The sequence below is a fragment of the Brevundimonas sp. genome, from assembly GCF_965227765.1.
Taxonomy (GTDB): domain Bacteria; phylum Pseudomonadota; class Alphaproteobacteria; order Caulobacterales; family Caulobacteraceae; genus Brevundimonas.
Genome location: NZ_OZ245778.1, coordinates 1635885 through 1657791, shown reverse-complemented (window position 1 = coordinate 1657791; position 21907 = coordinate 1635885). Strand labels below are relative to the sequence as shown.

The following is a 21907-nucleotide window of genomic DNA, read 5'->3' as shown; positions in this document are numbered from 1 at the left end:
TTCGTGACCTGCGAATAAGGCTAAGGTCTGCGCCCTTGGCGGACGGGACGATCTGACGCGTGCACCACACTCACCCCTTCATCTTCGTCGCACTGTCGGTCGGGATCGCCGTGTTCGGGTCCTGGACCGCGCTGGATCTGTTCCGACGCGCCCGGCGGCATGACGGCCTGGTTCAGAGCCGATGGGTCGTCGTCGCCGCCCTGGCCATGGGCGTCAGTATCTGGTCGATGCATTTCATCGCCATGCTGGGGTTCGATCCCGGCGGCCCGGTTTCCTACGACGTGCTGCTGACGGCGGTGTCCCTGCTAATCGCCATTCTGGGGACGGCCGTCGCCTTCTCTCTGGCCGCGCGATGGCAGGCGCAGGGCGCGCTGTTGCTCGGTGGCGCCGTAATGGGGGCCAGCGTCGGCGGGATGCATTATCTCGGGATGGCGGCGCTGAGGACCAATGCCGAGGTCGGCTATCGGATCGAATGGGTCGTGGCCTCGATCATCGTCGCCTTTGCCGCCTCGACGGCGGCGCTGGTCGCCGCACGCAGGGATTCACGACCGCGCTGGCGGGTCCTGGCAGCGGCCGTGTTGGGTCTGGGCGTCGTCGCCATGCACCATACCGCCATGGGCGCAGTGATCCTGAGCCCCAGCGAGGCGGAAACGGCGCGGGTGATCCACCACGGCATGATGACCGCCCCGCCGGCCTTTCTGGCCGCCGGGATCGCGGTCCTGACCCTGCTGCTGCTGGTTTTGGGCCTGGGCGCCTCGGTGCTGGATCAGCGCCAGACCCTGTTGTCCGCCATCGACGCAGGACGGCTGGGCTACTGGGAAATGGATATCGCCAAACGCCGACTGACACTGTCGGAGCTGGGTCGCAGCCTGCTGGGTTTGCCGTTGGACGTGCCGTTCGACCAGTCCCAGGTGCCTGCCCTTCTGACCCCCGAAAGCGCCGCCCGGCGCGGCCGCCTGCTGGAAGACGCCATCGCCCAGGGCCTCGACTTCCAGGCCGACTACGAACTGCTCGACGGCCGTTGGCTGGAGGTGCGGGGGCGGATGATCAAGGACCATGCTGGAACGCCCCAACGCCTGGTCGGCATCATCCAGGATGTCACCGAACACCGCGCCGCCTATCGCGCCCTGGCCCGTAGCGAGGCCCGCCAGAACATCCTCATCAACGAGCTGAACCACCGGGTGAAGAACACCCTGGCCACCGTGCTGTCGATCTCGCACCTGACCGCGCGGCGATCCCCCGATCTGGCGACATTCTCGGCGGCCTTCCAGGCGCGGCTCATGGCCTTGTCGGCGACGCATAACCTGTTGACCGCCCAGGGTTGGGAACAGGCTGAGATTCGCGAAATCCTAGACAGCGAAGCCCGACCGTTCGCGCCGGAACAGGTGCGGTTCGACGGCCCGGCGGTTTGGCTGGGGTCGGAACAGGTGTTGGCCCTGGCGCTGATCCTGCACGAGATGATGACCAACGCCGCCAAATACGGAGCCCTCAGCACGGCCTCGGGCTTGTTGACCGTATCCTGGCAAGCCGAGGGCGACGACGTTGTCCTGGAATGGACCGAGAGCGGCGGACCTGTCGTGGTCGCCCCCACACAGCGCGGTTTCGGCACGCGTCTGATCGAGATGAGCGCCCAGGGCGCCTTGGGCGGCAGCGCCGAGCTGCGCTATCCGCCGGAAGGCTTCAACGCCGTGCTGAAGATCAAGGTCCGAACTCGACCGGAGGCTGAGGCGCCAAACGCCCCGCCCCTATGATACGGCCTCGCTAGTCCTCTCGCAGTTCCAGCGCGGTGAAGGGCGACTGGCCCCGCTCGATGCGGATCAGGTCCAGCACCCCGACAATCTGACGCGACCGCCAATGGCTTAGGTAATAGCTGAGGGACGCCATGGTCACGCCCACAGCGCCGGAGACCACGAAGGTCATATTGCCGCGAACAAACGAAACCAGTCCGTCGCCGGCTACCTCGGCGACGATCGCCAGCACGGTGATCGGGACGGTCAGATAAGCGATCACCACGGCGCGCAGCATCTGGTCCTGACGGCGCGCGTTCAGGTTGGCCAGGGCCGACAGGGCGTCGAAAGTCGGATCGTCCACGCCGTCCAGCAGATCGAAAGCCTGTTTCGTGGACGGGTTTGCGCGAAACCCCGTGACGAAATCAACGCCCAGATAGCCATAGGCGCCGGGAGTATAGAAGGACGACGGGATCAGGCTCCAGACCGGAAAATGGCGGATCAGCCGTTTCCAGAGGCCCCAGACGTCTTCGGCTTTCGATCCTGCAGCCTCGCCGTCAGACTCGATGTGTCCCATCTCGCTCCCCCCATGGCCTGAACCTCGGCATAGAACTGATCCACCAGGGCGGTCAGCGCCAGGGTCGCTCCGTTGGTGCGGGCCTCGTCCAGCACCAGACCCAGGTCCTTGCGCATCCAGTCGACGGCGAAGCCGAACTCGAACTCGCCCTTGGCCGCCGTCTTCCAGCGGTTGTCCATCTGCCAGCTCTGCGCTGCGCCCTTTGACACGGCGTCAAAGGCGGCGTCGGTGTCCAGACCGGCGACCTGGGCGAAATGCACCGCCTCGGCCAGGCCCTGGACCACGCCGGCGATGGCGATCTGGTTGACCATCTTGGTCAGCTGGCCCGAGCCCGAAGGCCCCATGTGCTTGATCGCCTTGGAATAGGCCATGACCGCCGCCTCGACGCGGGCCAGGGCGTCGGCGTCGCCGCCCGCCATGACGCTGAGCTGGCCGTTTTCGGCGCCCGCCTGGCCGCCGGATACGGGGGCGTCGATGAAGAACCGGCCGCTTTCAGACGCCAGCGCCGCCATTTCGCGCGCCACCCTGGCGGATGTCGTGGTGTGATCAACGACAACCGCGCCAGCCGCCAAATGCGTCAGGGCCTCGCTCACCACCGAGCGCACGTCGTCGTCGTTGCCGACGCACAGGACGAACAGGTCCGCGCCGTGGGCCGCCTCAGCCACTATCGCCGCCGACCGGGCGCCATTGGCCTCAGCCCAGGCCTGCGCCTTGGCGGGCGAGCGGTTGAAACCCGTCACCTCGTGACCGGCCGCGACCAGATGACGCGCCATAGGCGCGCCCATGACGCCCAGTCCGGCGAAGCCGATTTTCATGCCACGATCCTCAAGTGGAGGGTTCCGACAGGGCGCCGTAGCGGCCACGGAAAAAGGTCAGGGCCTCACCCCCCGCGTCATCGAACGCCTCGACCCGGCCGACGATGATCAGGTGATCCCCCATCTGGATGCGGTCGTGGGTGGTGCATTCGAACCGAACCAACGCCTCTGGCAGACAGGGCGGCCCATCGGACGCCCGCACGAACTCGCCCTCTTCCAGCACAGCCACGCCCTTGGCGAAGCGGCGCGACAGGGCCTGATCGGACGACGGCAGCACATGGATGGCGAACCGCTCTGCGGCGGCAAAGACCGGCCAGCGGTCCGACCGCTCGTCCAGGCACCACAACACCAGGCGCGGCTCCAGCGAGACGGAGGTGAAGGAGTTGGCCGTGATCCCCAGCGGACCGGACGGGCTGTCGGCGGTGATCACGCACACGCCGGTAGCGAAGGCGCCCAGCGCCCGGCGATAGGCGGCGGTGTCGCGGGCGAGATCGTCGGGCAGAGGTTCAAGGGTCACGCCCTAGGCCTAGAGGAGCCCGGCATTTCGGGCAAATGGGAAACGCCGCATTAACCTCGAACCCTCACCCTGAACGCTGTTTCTCGCACGGTGAATGAATGTCCGCCTCCGACCGCCCCATCATGATCAAGAAGGTCAAGAAGGTGATCGCCGGCGGTCACCATGGCGGCGCGTGGAAGGTGGCCTACGCCGACTTCGTCACCGCCATGATGGCCTTCTTCCTGTTGATGTGGCTGATCAACACCACGGACCCTGAACAGAAGCGCGGCATCGCCGAATATTTCGCCCCCGCAAGCGTGTCGCAGACGACATCCGGATCGGGCGGCATTCTGGGCGGCACCGCCCTGGGCGACGACGGCGGCAAGGGTTCGGGTTCGCGGTCTGTGGTCGAGCAACTGGCGCCCGAGGCGCCGCCGGACCAGACCCAGGACGTGGGCCAGAGCTCAAACCTGGCGTCCGCCAGCGAAGGCGCCCTGCGCGAGGAGATCGCGCGCCGCGAGGCCGCCGAGTTCCAGACCGCCGCCGAATCCCTGCGTCAGGCCATGCAGCGGATGCCGGAACTGGCCGAGCTGTCGAAGCAGTTGATCATCGACCAGACGCCAGAGGGCCTGCGCATCCAGCTGGTCGATCAGGAAGGCCGTTCGATGTTCGATCAGAACTCGGACCGTCCCAATGCCCGTGCCCAGGTGCTGCTGCGCGCCATCGCGGGGGTCATCAACCGCCTGCCCAACCGCATCTCGATCACCGGCCATACCAGCGCCGTGGCGGGATCCAGCCGCGCCTCGGTGGCTGGCGACTGGCCCCTGTCGTCCAACCGCGCCAACGCCTCGCGCGAAGTGCTGCAACGCTCCGGCGTCGATCCCGACCGGGTCTATTCGGTGGCGGGCAAGGCCGGTTCGGATCCGCTGTACCCCGACGATCCGTCCTTGGCCGGCAACCGCCGGATCGCCATCGTCCTGTTGCGTGAAGCGCCCGTCCTGCCGATGGACACCAGCCTGTGATCCAGGCGGCGGCCTTGGCCATGACGGCCGCGGCGCCATCCTGCGGCCACACAGCGCCCCTCTGGTGTGGCGCGAATGCCCTTGCGGGACAGCCAACATGGGCGCCAAATCGAAACATGAAGCGCGCGCGTCATATCCGTCAGATAACCGGGGAGTTCCGGGCGTGACCCAGCACGTCCCGACCCGGCAGCTGCGCTTCTTCATGACGGCGGTCGCGCCCTGCCCCTACCTGCCCGGCAAGACCGAGCGGAAGGTGTTCGCCAACCTGCCCTTTTCGGACGGCGCCCACGTCAATGACGAGCTGACCCAGGCCGGGTTTCGCCGCAGCCAGAACATCGCCTATCGCCCCGCCTGCGAGGCCTGCGACGCCTGCGTCTCGGTGCGGGTGCCCGTGGACGAGTTCGCCTTCAGTCGTTCACAGCGCAAGACCCTGGCCCGCAACGCCGACCTGTCGCGCGCCCTGGTCGAGGCCGAGGCCACGACCGAACAGTTCGATCTGCTGAAACGCTATCTCGCCACCCGCCACCCCGGCGGCGGCATGACCGACATGAGCTGGCAGGACTATGTCGCCATGATCGAGGACACCGCGGTCCGCACCCACCTGATCGAATACCGCACCATATCGGCCGACGGCGGCCCCGGCGATCTGGTCGCCGTGACCCTGGCCGACCTGCTCAGCGACGGCCTGTCGATGGTCTATTCCTTCTTCGATCCCGCGATGGAGCGGCGCTCGCTGGGCGTCTTCGCCATCCTCGACCATGTGCGCCAGGCCGCCATCGTGAACCTGCCCTATGTGTATCTGGGCTATTGGGTCCAGGGCTCAACCAAGATGGACTACAAGGCCAACTTCCGCCCGATGGAAGTCCTCAGGCCCCTGGGCTGGATGCGACTGGAAGACTGACAGGCGAATTCGCCGTCCAATCTTTCGTCATTCCGGGCGGAGCGAAGCGGAGACCCGGAACCCGGCGGCGCCGAAGGCGACCTTTTCACGCGCGATGTTCGACACATGAGATACGCGACAGGTTCGCGCTACCGCGCGCCACTAGGTTCCGGGTCTACGCCGCGAAGGCGCAGCTACGCCCGGAATGACGAAAATGATTCAGCTCAGCGGCACCGACGTCGAATATCCCGTCACCGGCACGCCCGTCTCCAGCCGATCCCCATCCCACGGCCCGGCATCGCGCCCGCCGCCGAACTTGATCAGCGCGGCGATGCGCTTCTCGATGGGCGGGTGGGTCGCGAACATCTCGTCGACGAAGTTGCCCTTCTCCGGCGTGTTGTCCAGGAACATGCCCTGCACGTCGTCCGGCGCCTTTACGTATGACCGGCCGGAAATCTTCCTCAGAGCCGAGATCATGGCGTCGGGGTTCTTGGTCAGCTCCACCGCCCCGGCGTCGGCCACATACTCGCGCGTGCGCGACAGCATCATGCGGATGACGATGGACAGGCCGAACCCTATGGCGGCGATGATCAGGCCGATGATGATGAGAGGCCCCGCGTTCTTGTTCTTCCGGTCCCCGCCCGCCCGCACATAGAAGAGGCCGCGAAAGATCAGCTGGGCCATCACGCTGATGATCCCGGCGAAGATCGAGGCGATGACCATGGTCCGCACGTCCTTGTTGATGACGTGGGTCAGCTCGTGGGCCAGAACGGCCTCCATCTCGTCGCGGTCCAGAGTCTGCATCAGGCCGCGCGTGACGGTGACGCTGTAGTGGCCTTCGCTGAGACCGGAGGCATAGGCGTTCAGCGCCTCCGTCTCGATGATCCGCAGCGTCGGCGTCTTCAGACCCCGCGAGATGGCCAGGTTTTCCAGCAGGTTATAGAGGTCCGGATTCTCCAGCCGCGTGACCTTCTTTGCCCCTGTCATGGCGTCGATGATCGCCTGGTTGCTGAACCAGGCGATGGCGAACCAGATCAGGGCGATGACGATGGCCAGGGGAATGGTCCCCGCCAGCATCGACCCGGCCAGGCTCATGTCGTCGCCCAGGGTCCCGCCCGAGTTGGGCAGAAAGCCGAACCCCATCAGGATCAGCTGAAACCCGTAGATGATCCCGACCAGCAGGACCGGAAACCCGGCCAGAAGCACGATCGAGCGGGTGTTGTTGGCCCAGATATGGGTCTGAAGCCCGACGGCGCCCATGCGTGAAGCCTTAGAACTTCACCGACGGCGGGGCGGCGGTCATGGCGGCCCGGTCGGCGGCGTCCACGGCGAAGAAGGGCTTGTCCGAACCAAACCCGAACAGGCCGGCGAACAGGACGGTCGGGAACTGGGCGCGCACGGCGTTGAACTCGGCGACCGCATTGTTGAAGAAGCGGCGGGCGGCGGCCAGCTTGTTCTCGATATCCGACAGCTCGCGCTGCAGTTCCAGGAAGTTGGTGTTGGCCTTCAGGTCCGGATAGGCCTCGGCCACCGCGAACAGCTTGCCCAGGGCGCCGGTCAGCATGTTGTCGGCCTGGACCTTTTCGTTGACCGTACTGGCGCCGGCGGCAGCGGCCCGCGCCTGGGTCACGGCGGCCAGGGTGCCGGCCTCGTGCGAGGCATAGCCCTTCACCGTCTCGACCAGGTTAGGGATCAGGTCGTTGCGTTGTTTCAGTTGCACATCGATGTCGGCGAACGACTGATCCGCGCGCTGGTTCAGCGCCACCAGCTTGTTGTAGCCGCCCATGACGACGAAGCCGATCACGGCGACGATGACGATGATGACGATCAAGGCGATCATGTTCTTCTCCCAACGACGCCGGATTATCGCGCGAACGGCCGGCGTCGAATAGTGAAATCGACGTCAGACGGCGCTCAGCGGAACTTGCGCAGCCCTCTCGGCCCCATGCGACCAGCCCCGGCGCGCTTGCCCAGCCAGTCCTTCCAGTCGGGCCAGTTGCGGCGACGCCCGCCGCCGTCGACCCACTCCGGCCCCGCTTCGCCGTTGAAGGCGCTGATGTCCTGAAGCCCGCCCTGCTTGTAGGACTGCAGCTTCACACCCTTGCCACGGCCCATCTCGGGCAGTTCCTCGGCCTTGAAGATCAGGGTCTTGAGGTTCTCGCCGATGGCCGCGATGTGATCGGCCGCGCCCAGACGCAGGATGGCCAGAAGGTCGCCGTTCAGCACCTGTTTGCCGCCCCGCTTCTGGGCCAGCATGTCGTCCTCGGGCGCGATGAAGCCATAGCCCGCCTTTGACGCCACCAGCAGCTTCGATCCCGGCTGGTGGGCCAGGACGGCGACGATGTCGGCCTTTTCCTCCAGCTCGATCATCAGCCGCAGCGGCTCTCCGTGGCCGCGCCCCGAGGCCAGCTTGTCGGCGCCGATGGTGAAGATGCGCCCGTCCGACGCCGCCACCAGAATCTTGTCCGTGGTGAAGGCCGGGACCAGATAGGCCAGGGCATCCCCCTCCTTGAACTTCAGTTCCGACGGGTCCTCGACCTTCCCCTTGGCGGCGCGGATCCAGCCGCGTTCCGACAGGATGACGGTGATGGCCTCGCGCGGGATATAGGCCTCGGGCGGGGCGAACGCCGATGAGTCGACGGCGTCGGCGATGGTCGTCCGGCGCGGCGAGATCAGGGCCTTGCGCACCAGGGCCAGGTCCTGACCGATCTTCTTCCACTGCTTCGCCGGCGAGGACGACAGCGCCTGCAGCGCCGCCAGTTCCGCCGCCAGTTCGTTGTATTCATTCTCGATCGCCATCTCCTCGATCCGCGCCAACTGGCGCAGACGGGTGTCGAGGATATAGTCAGCCTGCATCTCCGACAGACCGAAACGGGCGATCAGGACGGCCTTGGGCTGTTCTTCCTCGCGGACGATGCGGATCACTTCGTCCAGGTTCAGGAAGACGATCCTGAGGCCTTCCAGCAGGTGCAGTCGCTTCTCGACCCGCTCGATCCGCCACTGCGAGCGCCGGATCAGCACGTCGCGCCGGTGATCGAGGAAGGCTTGCAGACAGGCCTTCAGCCCCATGACCCCAGGCGTACCCGTGGCGTCCAGCACATTCATGTTGATCGGGAAGCGGACCTCCAGATCGGACAGCTTGAACAGGCTCTCCATCAGGACTTCGGCGTCGATGGTGCGCGACTTTGGCTCGATCACCAGCCGCACGTCCTCGGCCGACTCGTCGCGCACGTCGCCCAACAGCGGCGCCTTCTTCAGGTCGATCAGGGCAGCTAGGTCCTCGATCAGCTTGGACTTGCCGACCTGATAGGGCATCTCGGTGACGACGATCTGATAGCCGCCGCGCTCTAGCGGAACCCGCTCCCAGCGCGCCCGCAGACGCACCCCGCCCCGACCCGTCTCATAGGCCTCCAGGATCGAGGCATGGCCTTCGACCGCAACGCCGCCGGTGGGGAAGTCCGGCCCCGGCACGATCTCGGCCAGTTCGGCGGTCGTGGCCTCGGGCCGCTCAAGCAGCAGTTGGCAGGCGTCGATCAGTTCGCCGACGTTGTGCGGCGGGATCGAGGTCGCCATGCCCACGGCGATGCCCGACGAGCCGTTGGCCAGAAGGTTGGGGAAGCCCGCCGGAAGGACGACCGGCTCCTCGCCCTGATCGTCATAGGTGGCGCGGAAATCGACCGCATCCTGGTCGATGCCCTCCATCAACAGGACGGCGGCGGCGGTCAGCTTGCACTCGGTGTAGCGCATGGCCGCGGCGTTATCGCCGTCGATGTTGCCGAAGTTCCCCTGACCATCGACCAGCGGATAGCGCTGGGCGAAGTCCTGGGCCAGCCGTACCAGGGCGTCATAGATGGAGGCGTCGCCGTGCGGGTGATAGGAGCCCATCACCTCGCCGACGACCTTGGCGCATTTACGCGCCGCCGCCTGCGGGTTCAGCCGCATCTGGTGCATGGCGTACATGATGCGCCGGTGCACGGGCTTGAACCCGTCGCGCACGTCGGGCAGCGCCCGGTTGGTGATCGTCGACAGGGCATAGGCCAGATAGCGGCGGCTCAGCGCCGTCTCCATCGGCTCGTCGACGATACGGCCGCCTTCGGGGGGCGGAGGGGTGTGAATGGTCATGCAGGATCGAATCAGCCGGTTTGAACGACAAGTCTAGACCGTCCGGGCGATTGATGGGCGATGGCTGGGGAAAGCGCGTGCACAGTGCGCGTCATCCTGCCCCCATCAGGCCGGTGTTCCCGCCCCGGGCTTACGCAGAAGCTTGCGAGTGAGCCAGCGCCTGACCGGCAGGTCAACGACCTTCAAACTCACCCAAGCGATCCCGAGGGTCAGGATCAGGACCCCCGCCCCGACAAGGGCGCCGACCAGAACGGACGGCCGGGCATCGGCCACCCAGCCGGTGTAGATATAGATCAAGGGATAGTGGGTGATGTAGAGCGGATAGGACAGGTCGCCGAACAGGCGCGCCACATGCAGTGAGCGTCCTCCCGCATCGGCCTGCCCTGCCCCTATTGCGACGATGATGGGGAACAGGATCATCACGCAAAGAACCTCATAGAGCCCGTTGAGCCAGGTCTGATCCGCCGCGCCGAACCGCGGCAGGGCCAGTGCGCACACCAGCAAGGCGCTGCACACGATGAAGCCGTTCCGAAGCTTCACCCTATGGCCCAGCCGGAATAGCAGCACACCTGCGAAGAAGGGGAACATCACCCGCGTCAGTCCGGTCTGAATGCCGACGGGGTCCATGCCCCAGCCGCCGATCAGGTCGCCGCGCGGACCAAAGACCGCGAGATAGATGAGCGCGAGGGCGGCGACGGCCACCAGAACGCCAAGCGCCCGGTTCGACAGCTTTCTAAGGCCGACCGCATACAGGAAATTGGCGACGAACTCGTAGAACAGCGACCAGGCCGGGCCATTCAACGGGTACATCTCGGTCCAGCCCCGGATGTCGGCAGACCTCGGCAGCGGGATCATGGTGAAACCCACCAGCATGACGGCCACAACCTGCCACCATGCGGCGTCCCGAACATTCGGAAAGATCGAGAATCCCTGGAAGGCGAACAGGACGGCCCCGATCACGCTCCCGACGATGATCATCGGCTGCAGGCGGATCAGCCGGCGCTTGTAGAACTCCCACTGGGACATGCCTCCCCAACGGTCGTCGTAGGCATAAGCGATGACGAATCCGGAGAGCATGAAGAAGAAGTCCACAGCCAGGTAGCCATGGTTGATGATCTGCTGCCGGGGATCACCGTGTGACCAGGCTTCGAACAGATGGAAAACAACCACCATCAGTGCGGCGACACCGCGCAGTCCGTCCAGCACGACGTAGTGGGCCTTTGCGCTGCTCACTGCGCTGCCTGAGGACGAGAGGGTCGAGGTCGTCATCGGCGATCAAGCTCGTTCAAAGCAGCCCCCTGCCGGCGGAAGTAAAGTCGGATCACACAGGATGGAAACTGGCTGAATATCTAACGACCGATCCAGCGCCCTGAATGACGAACGATTCGGCATCCGAACGCAATCCTGAGGCGTATAGTCATCAAGCGGGCGCCTCGCCCCATCGGACACGTCCATGATCCTGATCCTGCTGTCCTATCTCGCCGGGGCCCTGACCATCCTCAGCCCGTGCATCCTGCCGGTGCTGCCCTTCGTGTTCGCGCGGGCGGAACAGCCCTTCATCCGCAGCGGCCTGCCCCTGCTGGTGGGGATGGCGCTGACCTTTGCGGGCGTGGCCAGCCTGGCGGCTATCGGCGGCGGCTGGGCGGTGCAGGCCAATCAGGTCGGGCGCTGGATCGCCCTGATCGTCATGGCCGTGCTGGGTCTGACGCTGATCTTTCCGTCCCTGGCCGACCGGCTGACCCGGCCCCTGGTGGCCCTGGGGTCCAGGCTGACCGAGCGGGCCAGTCTGGAACAGGCGGCGGGCCGGTCCTCGATCTGGCCGTCCTTCCTCTTGGGCGTGGCGACCGGCCTGTTGTGGGCGCCGTGCGCCGGGCCGATCCTGGGCCTGATCCTGACGGGAGCGGCTTTGCAGGGGGCATCCGTCGGCACGACCCTGCTGCTGGCCGCCTATGCGGCGGGCGCGGCGACCTCCCTGGCCCTGGCCCTGCTGGTTGGCGGCAAGGTGTTCCAGACCATGAAGAAGTCGCTGGGCGTCGGTGAATGGGTGCGCAAGGGTCTGGGCGTCCTGGTGCTGATCGGCGTCGCCGCCATCGCGCTCGGTCTCGACACCGGCCTCTTGACCCGGCTGTCGGCCAGCGGCGTGAACAAGGTCGAGCAGAGCCTGTTGACCCGGGTCGGCGCCGGCCAGCCCTCCAACACCGCCCGCGCGCCTATCGAGAACCTGCCCATCGAGGCCGCCATGCCGCCCCTGACCGGCGCGACCGGCTGGCTGAACTCGGCGCCCATCACCGCCGAGAGCCTGAAGGGCAAGGTCGTGGTCTTCGACTTCTGGACCTATTCCTGCATCAACTGCGTGCGCACCCTGCCCTATGTGCGGGCCTGGGCCGCGAAATACGCGCCGTACGGCCTCGTCGTCATCGGGGTCCATACGCCCGAGTTCGCCTTCGAGAAGTCCGAGCCCAACGTGCGCGCCGCTATCCAGCGGTTCGGCGTCACCTATCCTGTCGCCATGGACAACGACTTCGCCATCTGGCGCGCCTTCCAGAACCAGTATTGGCCCGCCCACTACTTCGTCGATGCCGTGGGGAACATCCGCTATCACCACTTTGGCGAGGGGGATTACGACCACTCTGAACGCGTCATTCAGCAACTGCTGCGGGAGGCTGGGCGCACCGACGTCCCCACCGATCTGGTCGACATCATGGGCCAGGGCGCCGAGGCCCCGGCGGGTGTCACCACCCCCGGCGTCCGCTCGCCAGAGACCTATCTGGGCTATGCCCGCGCCGCCAACTTCGCCTCGCCCCAACCCGTGCTGCGCGACGCCGTCCAGACCTATGGCTCGGCGCCCCTGACCCTGAACCAGTGGAGCCTGACCGGCGACTGGATCGTGAGGAACGAGCACGCAGACCTGACCCGCGCGGGCGGCAAGGTGACCTATCGCTTCCGGGGGCGCGACCTGCATCTGGTCATGGGTCTGGCCGATCCGGCCAAGCCGGTGCGGTTCCGCGTCCGCATCGATGGTCGCGCGCCCGGCCCGGACGCGGGTGTCGATGTCGACGCCGCCGGCAATGGGACCGTGGACAGCCAGCGCCTGTATCAACTGGTGCGTCAGGCCCGGTCGATGGGCGAGCGCAGCTTCGAGATCGAGTTTAGCGACCCCGGCGTTCAGGTCTTCGCTTTCACCTTCGGCTAGGCGAGCGCCGTCTCGATGCCTGCCAGAAGGCTGGCGGTGGTGATGGGTTTGGAGACGTGCAGATCGGCGCCCGCCTCGGCGGCCTGCGCCTGATGCTCGGGCAGGGCGTTCGCGCTCAGCATCACGACGGCGGTCGTCGCCAGGCCCTGCTCGACCTCGAACGCCCGAATTTTCCGCGTGGCCGCCAGCCCGTCCATCACAGGCATCTGCATATCCATCAGCACCAGATCGAAGCCGCCGCGCTGGAAGGCCGCAACCGCCTCCGCGCCGTCGCCGACCGTGACCACCTCTGCGCCCTGACTGGCCAGGATCGCCTGGGCCACGCGCTGGTTGACCGGATGATCCTCAGCCAGAAGCACGCGCAGCCGTCTGCCGGATCGAAGCCCGGCGGGCCCCATGGCGTTCTCGGACGAGGTGACTCCGGTCTGGATCGCCGCGCGAACCAGCGGCAGCCGCACCTCGAACCGGCTGCCCACGCCCGGCGTCGATGTCGCTGAAATCTCGCCGCCCATCATCTCGACCAGAGAGCGGCAGATCGACAGACCCAGACCCGAGCCGCCGAACCTGCGGGTGATGCTGTCGTCGGCCTGACTGAAACGCTCGAACAGTCGGGTGGCTTCCTCGGCGTTGAAGCCGACGCCGGTGTCCTCGACGATCAGGGTCGTCGTCGTCTCGTCCAGCCGCACCGTCAGTCCGACCTCGCCCTGAGCCGTGAACTTCACGGCGTTGGACAGCAGATTGGTCAGCACCTGGCGCAACCGCGTGCTGTCGCCGACGAACTGACCCCGAGCGGCGGCGTCGATGTCGAGGCGGAACTCCAACCCCTTGGCCTCCGCCCCCAACCGAGCGACCTCCACGCAGGCGGTCAGGACCCGCTCCAGGTCGAACGGGCGCGCCTCGAGATCGACCTGTCCCGCCTCGATCTTGGACATATCCAGAATGTCGGAAACCAGCCGTTCCAGCGTCGCGCCGGAATCGCGGATCAACTCGACCAGCTCCGCCTGCTCCGCATTCAATGGGGTGCGCGCCAGCACGTCTGCGATGCCGATGACGCCGTTCAGGGGCGTGCGGATCTCGTGGCTCATATTGGCCAGGAAGTCGGACTTTGCGCGATTGGCGCTCTCGGCGGCGGCCTTGGCTTCGATCAGTTCGCGCTCGGCTGCGACCTTGTTGGTGACGTCGCGAGCAACGCCATAGATCCGGTTTTCGAACCTCTGGGCCCGCCACTCCAGCGTCCGGTAATGTCCGTCGCTGTGACGGTATCGGTTGATGAACCCCAGGATCGGCTGCCCGACCTTGCGGCTCTCGACCTCGAAGACGCTGTTGTGGGTTCCGGGCATATCCTCGGGATGGACGAGGCTGAGAAGTTTCCGGCCCTCGAGCTGGGCGGGATTGTAGCCCATCAGCGAAAGCCATGAGCGGCTGGCTTTGACGACGACCCCTTCGAGATCGCGAATGACGAGAAGATCCAGGGACACATCGAAGAAGGCGGCGATATCTGCAACGGCTTCGGCGCGCGAAAATGGATGCGCCCCCTCGTCCGTCTGACGTGACCCCGTGTCGACGAAGGCGGCTTGAGACATGCCTTGAGGACTCCTGGACACGCCAACACCGGCACGGAAAGACTACCTCGGCTAAGGTTAATCTGGTCTTGTCTCGACCGCACCTTGTGTCGCCATCACAGCCGTCCCTGCTCCCTCAGCTTGTCCACCATCCAGACCCTGGCTGGCGGAATGGGCCTGTTCTGGGGGTGGAAGACGAACTGCTCGAGGAAGTGGCCGGTCAGGTCCAGCCCGGTGCCGACATCGCCCTCGCGCAGCCCGGCCTGGGCGCCCAGCATGAAGGGCGGCAGGGTCAGCATCTTGTCGGCATAGGGGGCGCCAGCGTCGCGGCTGACCGCCCGCCCGGTGCGGGGGCTGACATAGATCAGATCGTCCATGACCCCGGTCGCCGCGCACCGCGACAGATCCAGACCGAACCCCAGATCCTCCAGCAGTCCCGCCTCGAACCGCACGAAGACCGCAGGCCAGACCTCGGGAATGACGAAGGCTGACATCAGCGCCTCAAAGGCCATGAAGGCGCCGGGGTGGGCCTCACGCTCGGGCAAGGCGCCCTGAGCCACCGCCGCCGCCGCCGCCAACCCGGCCAGGGCCAGCGCGTCCTCGAACAGGGCGCTAGGCCCCTCGCCCACCGGCTCCAGCCGCGCCGAGCCCAGATGGTCCGAGGTCCGCGCCCTATAGTCGGCAATGACCCGCGCGCCCGCCTGCAGAAAGGGCTTCATCCGACGCGACGCTCCGCCCGCGACATAGGCCGCATGGCGGCCATGGGTCTCGGTCAACAGATCGACCACCACTCCGGTATCGCCATGCGACCGCGCCGACAGGACAAAGGCTTCCTCGTGGAACTCCATCAGTGAGCGACTGCCGCCTCGGCCTCGCCCTTGATGACGGCGATGACGGCGGCGGCCTTGTCATTCGGCACCGGGAAGGACAGCACATATTGCTCGATCTTCCAGCCAGCCGGCGTCAAGCGCATAACACCCGATCCCCGCGCCGCGCCATAGGACGGGTTGGTCAGCTGCTCGTCGAACCAGGCGACGCAGCGACAGTCGATATCGGCGACGGTGATCACGCGGTCCGACGGAACATAGGTCCAGCCCCTGCCCGACGCGAACACCGGCGCTGCATAGGCGCGAAGCTCGTCGATCGTCCAACGCTCGTTCCGGTCCGTGCCGATGAAGCGGGCGTCAGGCGTATAGAGGCCGAAATAGACCTCGGTGTCCGCCGCCGTAGAGGCGACGTTCAGCTGGTCCAGCACCGCGCCGATCTGTGCCTCCGCCGTGTCGGCAGGTGCGGCTTGCAGAGCGACGGCGGCGATCAGGGCGATGAAGGACATGGCGTAAGTTCCCGGTTTGTACGCACCCCTTCTAGGGCCAGCTGCGGGTCACGCCAACGCCTATTCGCCGCTCTCGGGGGCCGGATAGGTTTCCGGCTTCAACACCTTGGCCAGGGCGACCAGATTCCGTGCAGCATTGCGGCCCACACGGTCCGAGTAGTCATGCCCCTGATCCGTCTCGACGTAGTCCGGGCCGGGTCCTGGGCCCAGATGCCAGTAGGTCCAGCTCTGCGCCGGGATGGTGAAGCCCATGTCGATCAGACCCTGCGAGATCGTCGCCACGATATGGTGGGCGCCGTCCTCGTTGCCTGTGATGACGATGCCGGCGACCTTGCCGAAGGCGATGGGGCGACCGCTGTCGTCTGCCTCCTCGAACCAGGCGTCCATCCGTTCCAGCGCCCGCAGGGCGATGCTCGACATCTGGCCCAGCCAGGTCGGGGTAGCGAAAACGACGATGTCGGCCGCCTTCAGCTTCGCGTCCACCGAAGGCCAGTCGTCCCCGTCGCCTTCGTCGCCGGTGACGCCCGGCTTGATGTTCAGGTCGACCAGCCGGATCAGTTCGGTCTCGGCCCCGCCCTTCTCGAGCTCCGCAATGACGACTTTCGCCAGGGCCTCGGTGCTGGACGTCTTTGGCGACGGCTTGAGCGTGCAGTTCAGGATGACGGCTTTCATCGGTGTTTCCTCATGTTGCGAGGATGAACCGGCGGGCCGCCACACCGTTCCCGAACCCTATTTAACCTCTCGGTTGACAAGACGAATTCGCGGGAGCATTTAACTTGTCAGTTACATACGATTGGCCCGATGCAGACCGACCCCCTATCCGCAAAGTTCGCAGCCTTGGCCGACCCGACCCGTCGGGCCATCCTGGCGCGGCTGTGCGAGGGCGAGGCCAGCGTCGGCGAGTTGGCCGAGCCGTTCGACATGAGCCTGCCGGCCGTGTCGAAACACCTGAAGGTGCTGGAAAAGGCGGGGCTGATTTCCCGCGGCAAGGAGGCCCAGTGGCGTCCTGCACGACTGGAGCCGATGGGCATGAAGGGCATGGCCGAGTGGTTGGAATACTACCGCCGCTACTGGGACAAGAGCTTCAACCGTCTGGACGATTATCTTCGCAAGATTCAGAAAGGAAACGACGATGGCAAACCTAACTGACGACAATCCCTGCGACACCGACGGCGCCGCGCACGCCTTCGACCTGACGCTGGAACGCATCCTCGACGCCTCGCCCGAGAAGGTCTTCAAGGCCTACACGGACGCGGCGATCCTGAGCCGGTGGTTCGCACCCGAGCCGTGGTCGATCACCGACGCCGTCGTCGAGCCGCGCGTCGGCGGTCGGTTCCAGTTCACCATGCACGGTCCGAACGGCGAGGCCTTCCCCAACACAGGCGTGTTTCTGGACGTCGTGCCGAACCGGCGCATCATCACCACCGACGCCTTCACCCCAGACTGGAAGCCGGCAGGTCAACCGTTCATGGCGGCTCGGATCGAGATGGAGCCCACGGCGGACGGAAAGACGAAATACACGGCCACCGCCAGCCACTGGAACGCCGAGACCATGAAACAGCACGAGCAGATGGGTTTCCACGAAGGCTGGGGCACGGTCGCCGATCAACTGGCCGAGCTGTTGAAAACGCTCTGAAGCCAAACCTCACGGAGACTGCGCATGCCAGAAGCCGTCGCCATGGCGCCCGCCACGCGCCCGACCCTGAAGATGCAGCGCCTGTTCGAGGCGCCGCGCGACCTGGTCTGGCGCGCCTGGTCGAACCCGGAGGTTCTCGTCCTGTGGATGGGGCCGGTTGAATGGCCGGCGGTCAGCGCGACCTGCGATTTCCGCGTGGGCGGCGCGTGGCGCATCTGCCTGCGCTCGCCCGAGACCGGAGAGGACCTGTGGCAGGGCGGCGTCTATCGCGAGATCGACGCCCCTCGCCGCCTCGTCTTCACCTTCAAATGGGACGAAAGCCACGAGGACGGCCCGCCGGTCGACACCCTCGTCACCGTCGAACTGAGCGAGACGGCGACCGGCGAGACGCGCATGGACTTCACCCACGAAGGCCTGAAGTCCGAACAGAGCCTGACCGGCCACAAACATGGCTGGAGTTCCACCGCAGACCGGCTGGCCGCCTGGCTGGCCGCCAACCCCGACTGACCCCAGAACGATTAGAAGCCCGAACAATTAGAAGCCCGAACAATTAGAAGCCCGAACAATTAGAAGGAGGCGCCGTCATGAAGATCGTCACCAGCCTGAGCTTGCCCGGCACATGCCGCGAAGCCTTCGACTTCTACGCCGAGGCCCTAGGCGGAAAGATCATCGCCGCCATCGCCTATGGCGAGGCCCCTCCGGGTGTCGAGATGGACCCCGCCATAAAGGACTGGCTGATGCACTGCTGGCTCCAGGTCGGAGACCAGGCGCTGATGGGTTCGGATATGCACCCGGCCTATACGACCGACATGCACAAGCCCAAGGACGGTTTCGACGTCACGCTGCACTTTGATGATGCGCGGGAGGCCCTCCGCATCTTCGATCGCCTTTCGCAGGGTGGAGAGATCCGGATGCCCTTCGCCGAAACCTCATGGTCGCCTGGCTTCGGCGGCTTCACCGACAGGTTCGGCGTGCCCTGGATGATCAACACCATCCCAGCCGCCGACTGGGCGCCGAAGGGAGCATGACGATGAAAGCCACCCCCATGGTCTGGTCCGGCCGCGTGCTCAGCGGTCTGTTCGTTCTGTTCATGTTGGGCGCTTCGGTGGCGCCGAAGCTGATGGGGATGCCCGTCGCCGGGGACACACTCGTCGCCCTTGGCTGGCCGCGCGACTATGTGCTGGCGATAGGCCTGATCGAACTGGCCTGCGTCATCCTCTATGTCTACCCGCGCACCAGCCTGCTGGGCGCGGTCGTCACGATGGGGCTGCTGGGCGGAGCGATGGCCACCCAGGTCCGTATCGGCAATCCCCTGTTCAGCCACCAGCTGTTCAGCCTGTACCTGGGCCTGATCATGTGGGGCGGGCTGTGGCTGCGCGACCCGCAGTTGCGAGCCCTGTTCCCGTTCCGCCGCGCCGGGATCGCCTGACCATTCAGCGATAGTGCGTCTTAAGCCGGCCGCGCTTCTCCGGCTCGGTTGGCCACGGCGTCCAGAAGGGCGCCCAAGGCGTCGTCGCCGTCCCAACGCGCCATCTGCGCCAGTTCCTGGGCCATGGCGCCGATATATTCTCGCACCGGATACTCCGGCTTGCTCTTCTCAATGCGTCGGCCCCGCTGAGAGGTCGCGTCATTTGGAACCGGGTGGGGCATCTCGGGCGTCCTGTGCGGCGGGTTTGGCGAGCGAGGTTCAATCAGCGAGTCTGGCCCGTACATTGGACACAACTTTAAGGCGCGCCGCAACCTTTGCGAGCATCATTTCCTATTTCGTTCGCCTCTGATTGACACGGGGCGCCGGGCCAACCACGTTCGCCGCCTCCCGAAACAGACTGCGCAGTAATGAACCTCGTCATCGTCGAGAGCCCGGCCAAGGCTAAGACCATCAATAAATACCTCGGCTCGGACTATGAGGTGCTCGCCTCATACGGCCATATCCGCGACCTCCCGTCCAAGGACGGCTCGGTCAAGCCGGACGAGGACTTCGCCATGGAGTGGGAGGTCGACGCCCGCGGCGCCAAGCGGATGACCGAGATCGCCGAGGCCGCCAAGCGCGCCGACCGCGTCATCCTGGCCACCGACCCCGACCGCGAGGGAGAGGCGATCAGCTGGCACCTGCTCGAGGTCCTGAACAAGAAGAAGGCCCTGAAGGACACCGCCGTCGAGCGCGTCACCTTTAACGCCATCACCAAGACAGCGGTGCTGGAGGCCATGGCGGCCCCGCGTCAGATCGACATGGAGCTGGTCGAGGCCTATCTGGCCCGCCGCGCCCTGGACTATCTGGTGGGCTTCACCCTGTCGCCGGTGCTGTGGCGCAAGCTCCCCGGCGCCCGCTCGGCTGGCCGGGTGCAGTCGGTCGCCCTGAGGATCATCGTCGACCGCGAGCTGGAAATCGAAGCTTTCCGGCCCCAGGAATACTGGTCCGTCGAGGCCGATCTGGCCGCCGACAGCCCGCCCTTCACCACCCGCCTGGTCAAGCACGCGGGCAAGCGGGTCCAGCGCCTGGACATCGTGTCCGAGGTCATGGCCAACGCCGCCCGCGACGCGATCAACTCGGGCGACTTCACCATCAAGTCGATCGAGAAGAAGCCGGTTCGCCGCTTCCCCTCGCCGCCCTTCACCACCTCGACCCTGCAACAGGAAGCCAGCCGCAAGCTGGGCTTCACCGCCCAGCGCACGATGCAGGCGGCTCAGAAGCTGTATGAAGGCGTCGATGAGACTGGCGGTCTGATCACCTACATGCGGACCGACGGCCTGTTCGTCAGCCCCGAAGGCATCGCCCAGGCCCGAAGCGTCATCTCCGACACCTTCGGCCCCGCCTTCGTCCCGGCCGAGCCGCGCTATTACAAGACCAAGGCCAAAAACGCCCAGGAAGCGCACGAGGCCATCCGCCCGACCAATATCGCGCGCCATCCCGAATCCTTGCGTCTCGATGGCGACCTGCAACGGCTCTACGAGCTGATCTGGAAGCGCATGGTTGCCTCCCAGATGGAGGCCGCGCGCCTGGACCGCACCACGGTCGACGTCGAGACGCCGGATGGCATGACCGGCCTGCGCGCCACCGGCCAGGTTGTCACCTTCGACGGCTTCCTGGCCGTCTATGAAGAAGGCCGCGACGAGAAGCAGAAGGGCGCCGAGACCGACGAGGACGACGATTCGACCCGCCTGCCCTCGCTGAAGGAAGGTGCCAAGGCCAAGGTCGAGGCCATCCGCACCGACCAGCATTTCACCGAGCCGCCGCCGCGCTTCTCGGAAGCCACCCTGGTCAAGAAGCTAGAAGAGCTCGGCATCGGCCGTCCCTCGACCTACGCCTCGATCCTGACCACCCTGCGCGACCGCGAATATGTCCGCATGGACAAGAACCGCTTCATCCCCGAGGACAACGGCCGTCTGGTCACCGCCTTCCTGGAACAGTTCTTTGGCCAGTGGGTGCAGTACGATTTCACCGCCGCCCTGGAGAACCAGCTCGATGAGGTCTCGGCCGGCGACGCCGACTGGAAGGCGCTGCTGCGCGAGTTCTGGTCCAAGCTGAAGCCCGCCACCGCCGCCGTGCTGGAACGCCAGGGCGTGATCGACGAACTCGACAGCGCCATCGGTCCCTTCCTCTTCCCGCCCAAGGAAGACGGCTCGGACTCGCGCCTGTGCCCGCTGTGCAAGTCGGGCCGGCTGCATCTGAAGGCCAGCTTCAAGATGAAGTCCTCCTTCATCGGCTGCTCCAACTATCCGGAATGCCGCTACACGCGCGGCTTCGGCGCCGGCTCCAACGCCGAGGGCGCCGAGGCTGGCGGCGACCGCGAACTGGGTCTGGACCCGATCACCGGCCAGCCGGTCGAGCTGAAGATCGGCCGTTTCGGTCCCTATGTGCAGACCGCCATCCCTGGCGAGGAAAAGCCCAAACGCTCGTCCCTGCCCAAGGGCTGGAGCCCCGCGACGCTGGAGCTGGAACAGGCCCTGCGCCTGCTGGCCCTGCCGCGCGAGGTCGGGATGCACCCGGAGGACGGCAAGCCGATCACCGCCGGTCTGGGTCGCTACGGACCCTTTGTCCTGCACGCCGGCACATACGCCAATGTCGCCGACATCGACGAGGTGTTCGAGGTCGGGCTGAACCGCGCCGTCGTCCTGCTGGCCGAGAAACGGGCGGGCAAGTTCGCCGGTCGCGGCGCCGCCGTCGCCCCTCTGAAAGACCTGGGCGCTCACCCGGAATCGGGCGAGCCGGTTCACGTCATGGCGGGGCGTTTTGGCCCCTATGTGAAGTCGGGCAAGATCAACGCCACCCTTCCCAAGGGCACGGCGCCCGAGGACATGACCATGGAGGTGGCCGTGCCGCTTCTGGCCGCCCGCGCCGCCGCTGCGCCCAAGGCCAAGAAGGCTGCGGTCAAGAAGGCTCCGGCCAAGAAGGCAGCGCCCAAGGCGGATGGCGACAAGGCCCCGGCAGCCAAGAAGCCCGCCGCCAAGAAGCCTGCTGCAAAGAAACCGGCGGCCAAGAAGCCGGCTGCGAAAAAGCCCGCGGCCAAGGCCGAAGACTAGGCATCATCCCTTCGGACGGACCG

22 protein-coding genes are annotated in these 21907 nt (G+C 66.1%); 10 read left to right on the top strand and 12 right to left on the bottom strand.

Annotation, left to right across the window (positions count from 1 at the left end; translation table 11 throughout):
• Window positions 1–59 precede the first annotated feature (59 nt).
• A complete protein-coding gene (locus tag ACO05L_RS07955) occupies window positions 60–1751 on the top strand; it encodes an MHYT domain-containing protein (RefSeq protein WP_421731617.1) in 1692 nt (563 codons plus the stop codon).
• A gap of 10 nt (window positions 1752–1761) precedes the next feature.
• Here ACO05L_RS07955 and ACO05L_RS07950 read toward each other — a convergent pair whose 3' ends face one another.
• From ACO05L_RS07950 to ACO05L_RS07940, 3 genes are read right to left on the bottom strand one after another with little or no spacing between them, the layout of a single operon-like run.
• A complete protein-coding gene (locus tag ACO05L_RS07950; protein ID WP_421731616.1) occupies window positions 1762–2304 on the bottom strand; it encodes a hypothetical protein in 543 nt (180 codons plus the stop codon).
• On the bottom strand, window positions 2229–3119 hold the full coding sequence (locus tag ACO05L_RS07945) for an NAD(P)-dependent oxidoreductase (RefSeq protein WP_421731615.1): 891 nt from the start codon (window positions 3117–3119) through the stop codon (window positions 2229–2231). The genes ACO05L_RS07950 and ACO05L_RS07945 overlap by 76 nt, the downstream gene beginning before the upstream one ends.
• 10 nt (window positions 3120–3129) lie before the next feature.
• Window positions 3130–3636: a flavin reductase family protein gene (locus tag ACO05L_RS07940; protein ID WP_421731614.1), complete on the bottom strand. Its 507-nt coding sequence runs from the start codon at window positions 3634–3636 to the stop codon at window positions 3130–3132.
• Between the two features lie 98 nt (window positions 3637–3734).
• On the opposite strand from ACO05L_RS07940, the gene ACO05L_RS07935 reads away from it, so the two are divergent.
• Window positions 3735–4637: a flagellar motor protein MotB gene (locus tag ACO05L_RS07935; RefSeq protein ID WP_421731613.1), complete on the top strand. Its 903-nt coding sequence runs from the start codon at window positions 3735–3737 to the stop codon at window positions 4635–4637.
• A gap of 163 nt (window positions 4638–4800) precedes the next feature.
• Complete coding sequence (locus tag ACO05L_RS07930; RefSeq protein WP_421731612.1) at window positions 4801–5538, top strand: arginyltransferase; 738 nt, start codon at window positions 4801–4803, stop codon at window positions 5536–5538.
• Window positions 5539–5736: 198 nt separating this feature from the next.
• On the opposite strand, the gene ACO05L_RS07925 is transcribed toward ACO05L_RS07930, so the two are convergent.
• The 4 genes from ACO05L_RS07925 to ACO05L_RS07910 form a co-directional block, all read right to left on the bottom strand.
• Window positions 5737–6777, bottom strand: coding sequence for a M48 family metallopeptidase (locus tag ACO05L_RS07925; protein WP_421731611.1), 1041 nt, complete (start codon window positions 6775–6777; stop codon window positions 5737–5739).
• A 10-nt stretch (window positions 6778–6787) separates the two neighbouring features.
• A complete protein-coding gene (locus ACO05L_RS07920) occupies window positions 6788–7357 on the bottom strand; it encodes a LemA family protein (RefSeq protein ID WP_421731610.1) in 570 nt (189 codons plus the stop codon).
• A 74-nt stretch (window positions 7358–7431) separates the two neighbouring features.
• Window positions 7432–9639, bottom strand: coding sequence for a DNA topoisomerase IV subunit A (gene parC, locus ACO05L_RS07915; RefSeq protein ID WP_421731609.1), 2208 nt, complete (start codon window positions 9637–9639; stop codon window positions 7432–7434).
• A 105-nt stretch (window positions 9640–9744) separates the two neighbouring features.
• Window positions 9745–10908 (bottom strand): acyltransferase family protein, encoded by a 1164-nt coding sequence (locus ACO05L_RS07910; protein WP_421731608.1) that lies wholly within the window; start codon window positions 10906–10908, stop codon window positions 9745–9747.
• A 184-nt stretch (window positions 10909–11092) separates the two neighbouring features.
• Between ACO05L_RS07910 and ACO05L_RS07905 the strand changes: the two genes are divergently transcribed.
• Window positions 11093–12832: a cytochrome c biogenesis protein DipZ gene (locus ACO05L_RS07905; protein ID WP_421731607.1), complete on the top strand. Its 1740-nt coding sequence runs from the start codon at window positions 11093–11095 to the stop codon at window positions 12830–12832.
• On the opposite strand, the gene ACO05L_RS07900 is transcribed toward ACO05L_RS07905, so the two are convergent.
• The 4 genes from ACO05L_RS07900 to ACO05L_RS07885 form a co-directional block, all read right to left on the bottom strand.
• Window positions 12829–14415, bottom strand: a complete 1587-nt coding sequence (locus ACO05L_RS07900) for an ATP-binding protein (protein WP_421731606.1) — start codon at window positions 14413–14415, stop codon at window positions 12829–12831. The genes ACO05L_RS07905 and ACO05L_RS07900 overlap by 4 nt on opposite strands.
• A gap of 95 nt (window positions 14416–14510) precedes the next feature.
• Entirely contained in the window at window positions 14511–15242 is a 732-nt protein-coding gene (recO, locus tag ACO05L_RS07895) for a DNA repair protein RecO (RefSeq protein WP_421731605.1), read from the bottom strand.
• Complete coding sequence (locus ACO05L_RS07890; RefSeq protein WP_421731604.1) at window positions 15242–15727, bottom strand: nuclear transport factor 2 family protein; 486 nt, start codon at window positions 15725–15727, stop codon at window positions 15242–15244. The genes recO and ACO05L_RS07890 overlap by 1 nt, the downstream gene beginning before the upstream one ends.
• Window positions 15728–15787: 60 nt before the next feature.
• Window positions 15788–16399 (bottom strand): flavodoxin family protein, encoded by a 612-nt coding sequence (locus ACO05L_RS07885; RefSeq protein WP_421731603.1) that lies wholly within the window; start codon window positions 16397–16399, stop codon window positions 15788–15790.
• A 129-nt stretch (window positions 16400–16528) separates the two neighbouring features.
• Here ACO05L_RS07885 and ACO05L_RS07880 point away from each other — a divergent pair, with 129 nt between their 5' ends.
• The 5 genes from ACO05L_RS07880 to ACO05L_RS07860 all read left to right on the top strand — a co-directional run bounded on the left by ACO05L_RS07880 (window position 16529) and on the right by ACO05L_RS07860 (window position 18792).
• A complete protein-coding gene (locus ACO05L_RS07880; RefSeq protein WP_421731602.1) occupies window positions 16529–16876 on the top strand; it encodes an ArsR/SmtB family transcription factor in 348 nt (115 codons plus the stop codon).
• Window positions 16860–17363, top strand: coding sequence for an SRPBCC family protein (locus ACO05L_RS07875; RefSeq protein ID WP_421731601.1), 504 nt, complete (start codon window positions 16860–16862; stop codon window positions 17361–17363). The genes ACO05L_RS07880 and ACO05L_RS07875 overlap by 17 nt, the downstream gene beginning before the upstream one ends.
• Before the next feature lie 24 nt (window positions 17364–17387).
• Window positions 17388–17870, top strand: coding sequence for an SRPBCC family protein (locus tag ACO05L_RS07870; RefSeq protein WP_421731600.1), 483 nt, complete (start codon window positions 17388–17390; stop codon window positions 17868–17870).
• Between the two features lie 77 nt (window positions 17871–17947).
• The gene (locus ACO05L_RS07865) at window positions 17948–18391 is read left to right on the top strand and encodes a VOC family protein (protein ID WP_421731599.1); all 444 of its coding nucleotides are present in this window, start codon (window positions 17948–17950) and stop codon (window positions 18389–18391) included.
• A gap of 2 nt (window positions 18392–18393) precedes the next feature.
• Window positions 18394–18792, top strand: coding sequence for a DoxX family protein (locus tag ACO05L_RS07860; RefSeq protein WP_421731598.1), 399 nt, complete (start codon window positions 18394–18396; stop codon window positions 18790–18792).
• A gap of 20 nt (window positions 18793–18812) precedes the next feature.
• Here the strand turns inward: ACO05L_RS07860 and ACO05L_RS07855 are convergent, their stop codons facing one another.
• On the bottom strand, window positions 18813–18938 hold the full coding sequence (locus ACO05L_RS07855) for a hypothetical protein (RefSeq protein ID WP_421731597.1): 126 nt from the start codon (window positions 18936–18938) through the stop codon (window positions 18813–18815).
• 261 nt (window positions 18939–19199) lie between these two features.
• Here ACO05L_RS07855 and topA point away from each other — a divergent pair, with 261 nt between their 5' ends.
• Entirely contained in the window at window positions 19200–21884 is a 2685-nt protein-coding gene (gene topA / locus ACO05L_RS07850) for a type I DNA topoisomerase (RefSeq protein ID WP_421731596.1), read from the top strand.
• Window positions 21885–21907 lie beyond the last annotated feature (23 nt).

Bases quoted from the DNA above. Each gene is read 5' to 3' on its own strand.
- ACO05L_RS07935 (WP_421731613.1), top strand. From the start codon at position 3,735: ATGTCCGCCTCCGACCGCCCCATCATGATCAAGAAGGTCAAGAAGGTG.
- parC (WP_421731609.1), bottom strand. From the start codon at position 9,639: ATGACCATTCACACCCCTCCGCCCCCCGAAGGCGGCCGTATCGTCGAC.
- ACO05L_RS07945 (WP_421731615.1), bottom strand. From the start codon at position 3,119: ATGAAAATCGGCTTCGCCGGACTGGGCGTCATGGGCGCGCCTATGGCG.
- ACO05L_RS07865 (WP_421731599.1), top strand. From the start codon at position 17,948: ATGAAGATCGTCACCAGCCTGAGCTTGCCCGGCACATGCCGCGAAGCC.
- ACO05L_RS07870 (WP_421731600.1), top strand. From the start codon at position 17,388: ATGCCAGAAGCCGTCGCCATGGCGCCCGCCACGCGCCCGACCCTGAAG.
- topA (WP_421731596.1), top strand. From the start codon at position 19,200: ATGAACCTCGTCATCGTCGAGAGCCCGGCCAAGGCTAAGACCATCAAT.
- ACO05L_RS07950 (WP_421731616.1), bottom strand. From the start codon at position 2,304: ATGGGACACATCGAGTCTGACGGCGAGGCTGCAGGATCGAAAGCCGAA.
- ACO05L_RS07885 (WP_421731603.1), bottom strand. From the start codon at position 16,399: ATGAAAGCCGTCATCCTGAACTGCACGCTCAAGCCGTCGCCAAAGACG.
- ACO05L_RS07880 (WP_421731602.1), top strand. From the start codon at position 16,529: ATGCAGACCGACCCCCTATCCGCAAAGTTCGCAGCCTTGGCCGACCCG.
- ACO05L_RS07875 (WP_421731601.1), top strand. From the start codon at position 16,860: ATGGCAAACCTAACTGACGACAATCCCTGCGACACCGACGGCGCCGCG.
- ACO05L_RS07905 (WP_421731607.1), top strand. From the start codon at position 11,093: ATGATCCTGATCCTGCTGTCCTATCTCGCCGGGGCCCTGACCATCCTC.
- recO (WP_421731605.1), bottom strand. From the start codon at position 15,242: ATGGAGTTCCACGAGGAAGCCTTTGTCCTGTCGGCGCGGTCGCATGGC.
- ACO05L_RS07925 (WP_421731611.1), bottom strand. From the start codon at position 6,777: ATGGGCGCCGTCGGGCTTCAGACCCATATCTGGGCCAACAACACCCGC.
- ACO05L_RS07890 (WP_421731604.1), bottom strand. From the start codon at position 15,727: ATGTCCTTCATCGCCCTGATCGCCGCCGTCGCTCTGCAAGCCGCACCT.
- ACO05L_RS07860 (WP_421731598.1), top strand. From the start codon at position 18,394: ATGAAAGCCACCCCCATGGTCTGGTCCGGCCGCGTGCTCAGCGGTCTG.
- ACO05L_RS07920 (WP_421731610.1), bottom strand. From the start codon at position 7,357: ATGATCGCCTTGATCGTCATCATCGTCATCGTCGCCGTGATCGGCTTC.
- ACO05L_RS07900 (WP_421731606.1), bottom strand. From the start codon at position 14,415: ATGTCTCAAGCCGCCTTCGTCGACACGGGGTCACGTCAGACGGACGAG.
- ACO05L_RS07910 (WP_421731608.1), bottom strand. From the start codon at position 10,908: ATGACGACCTCGACCCTCTCGTCCTCAGGCAGCGCAGTGAGCAGCGCA.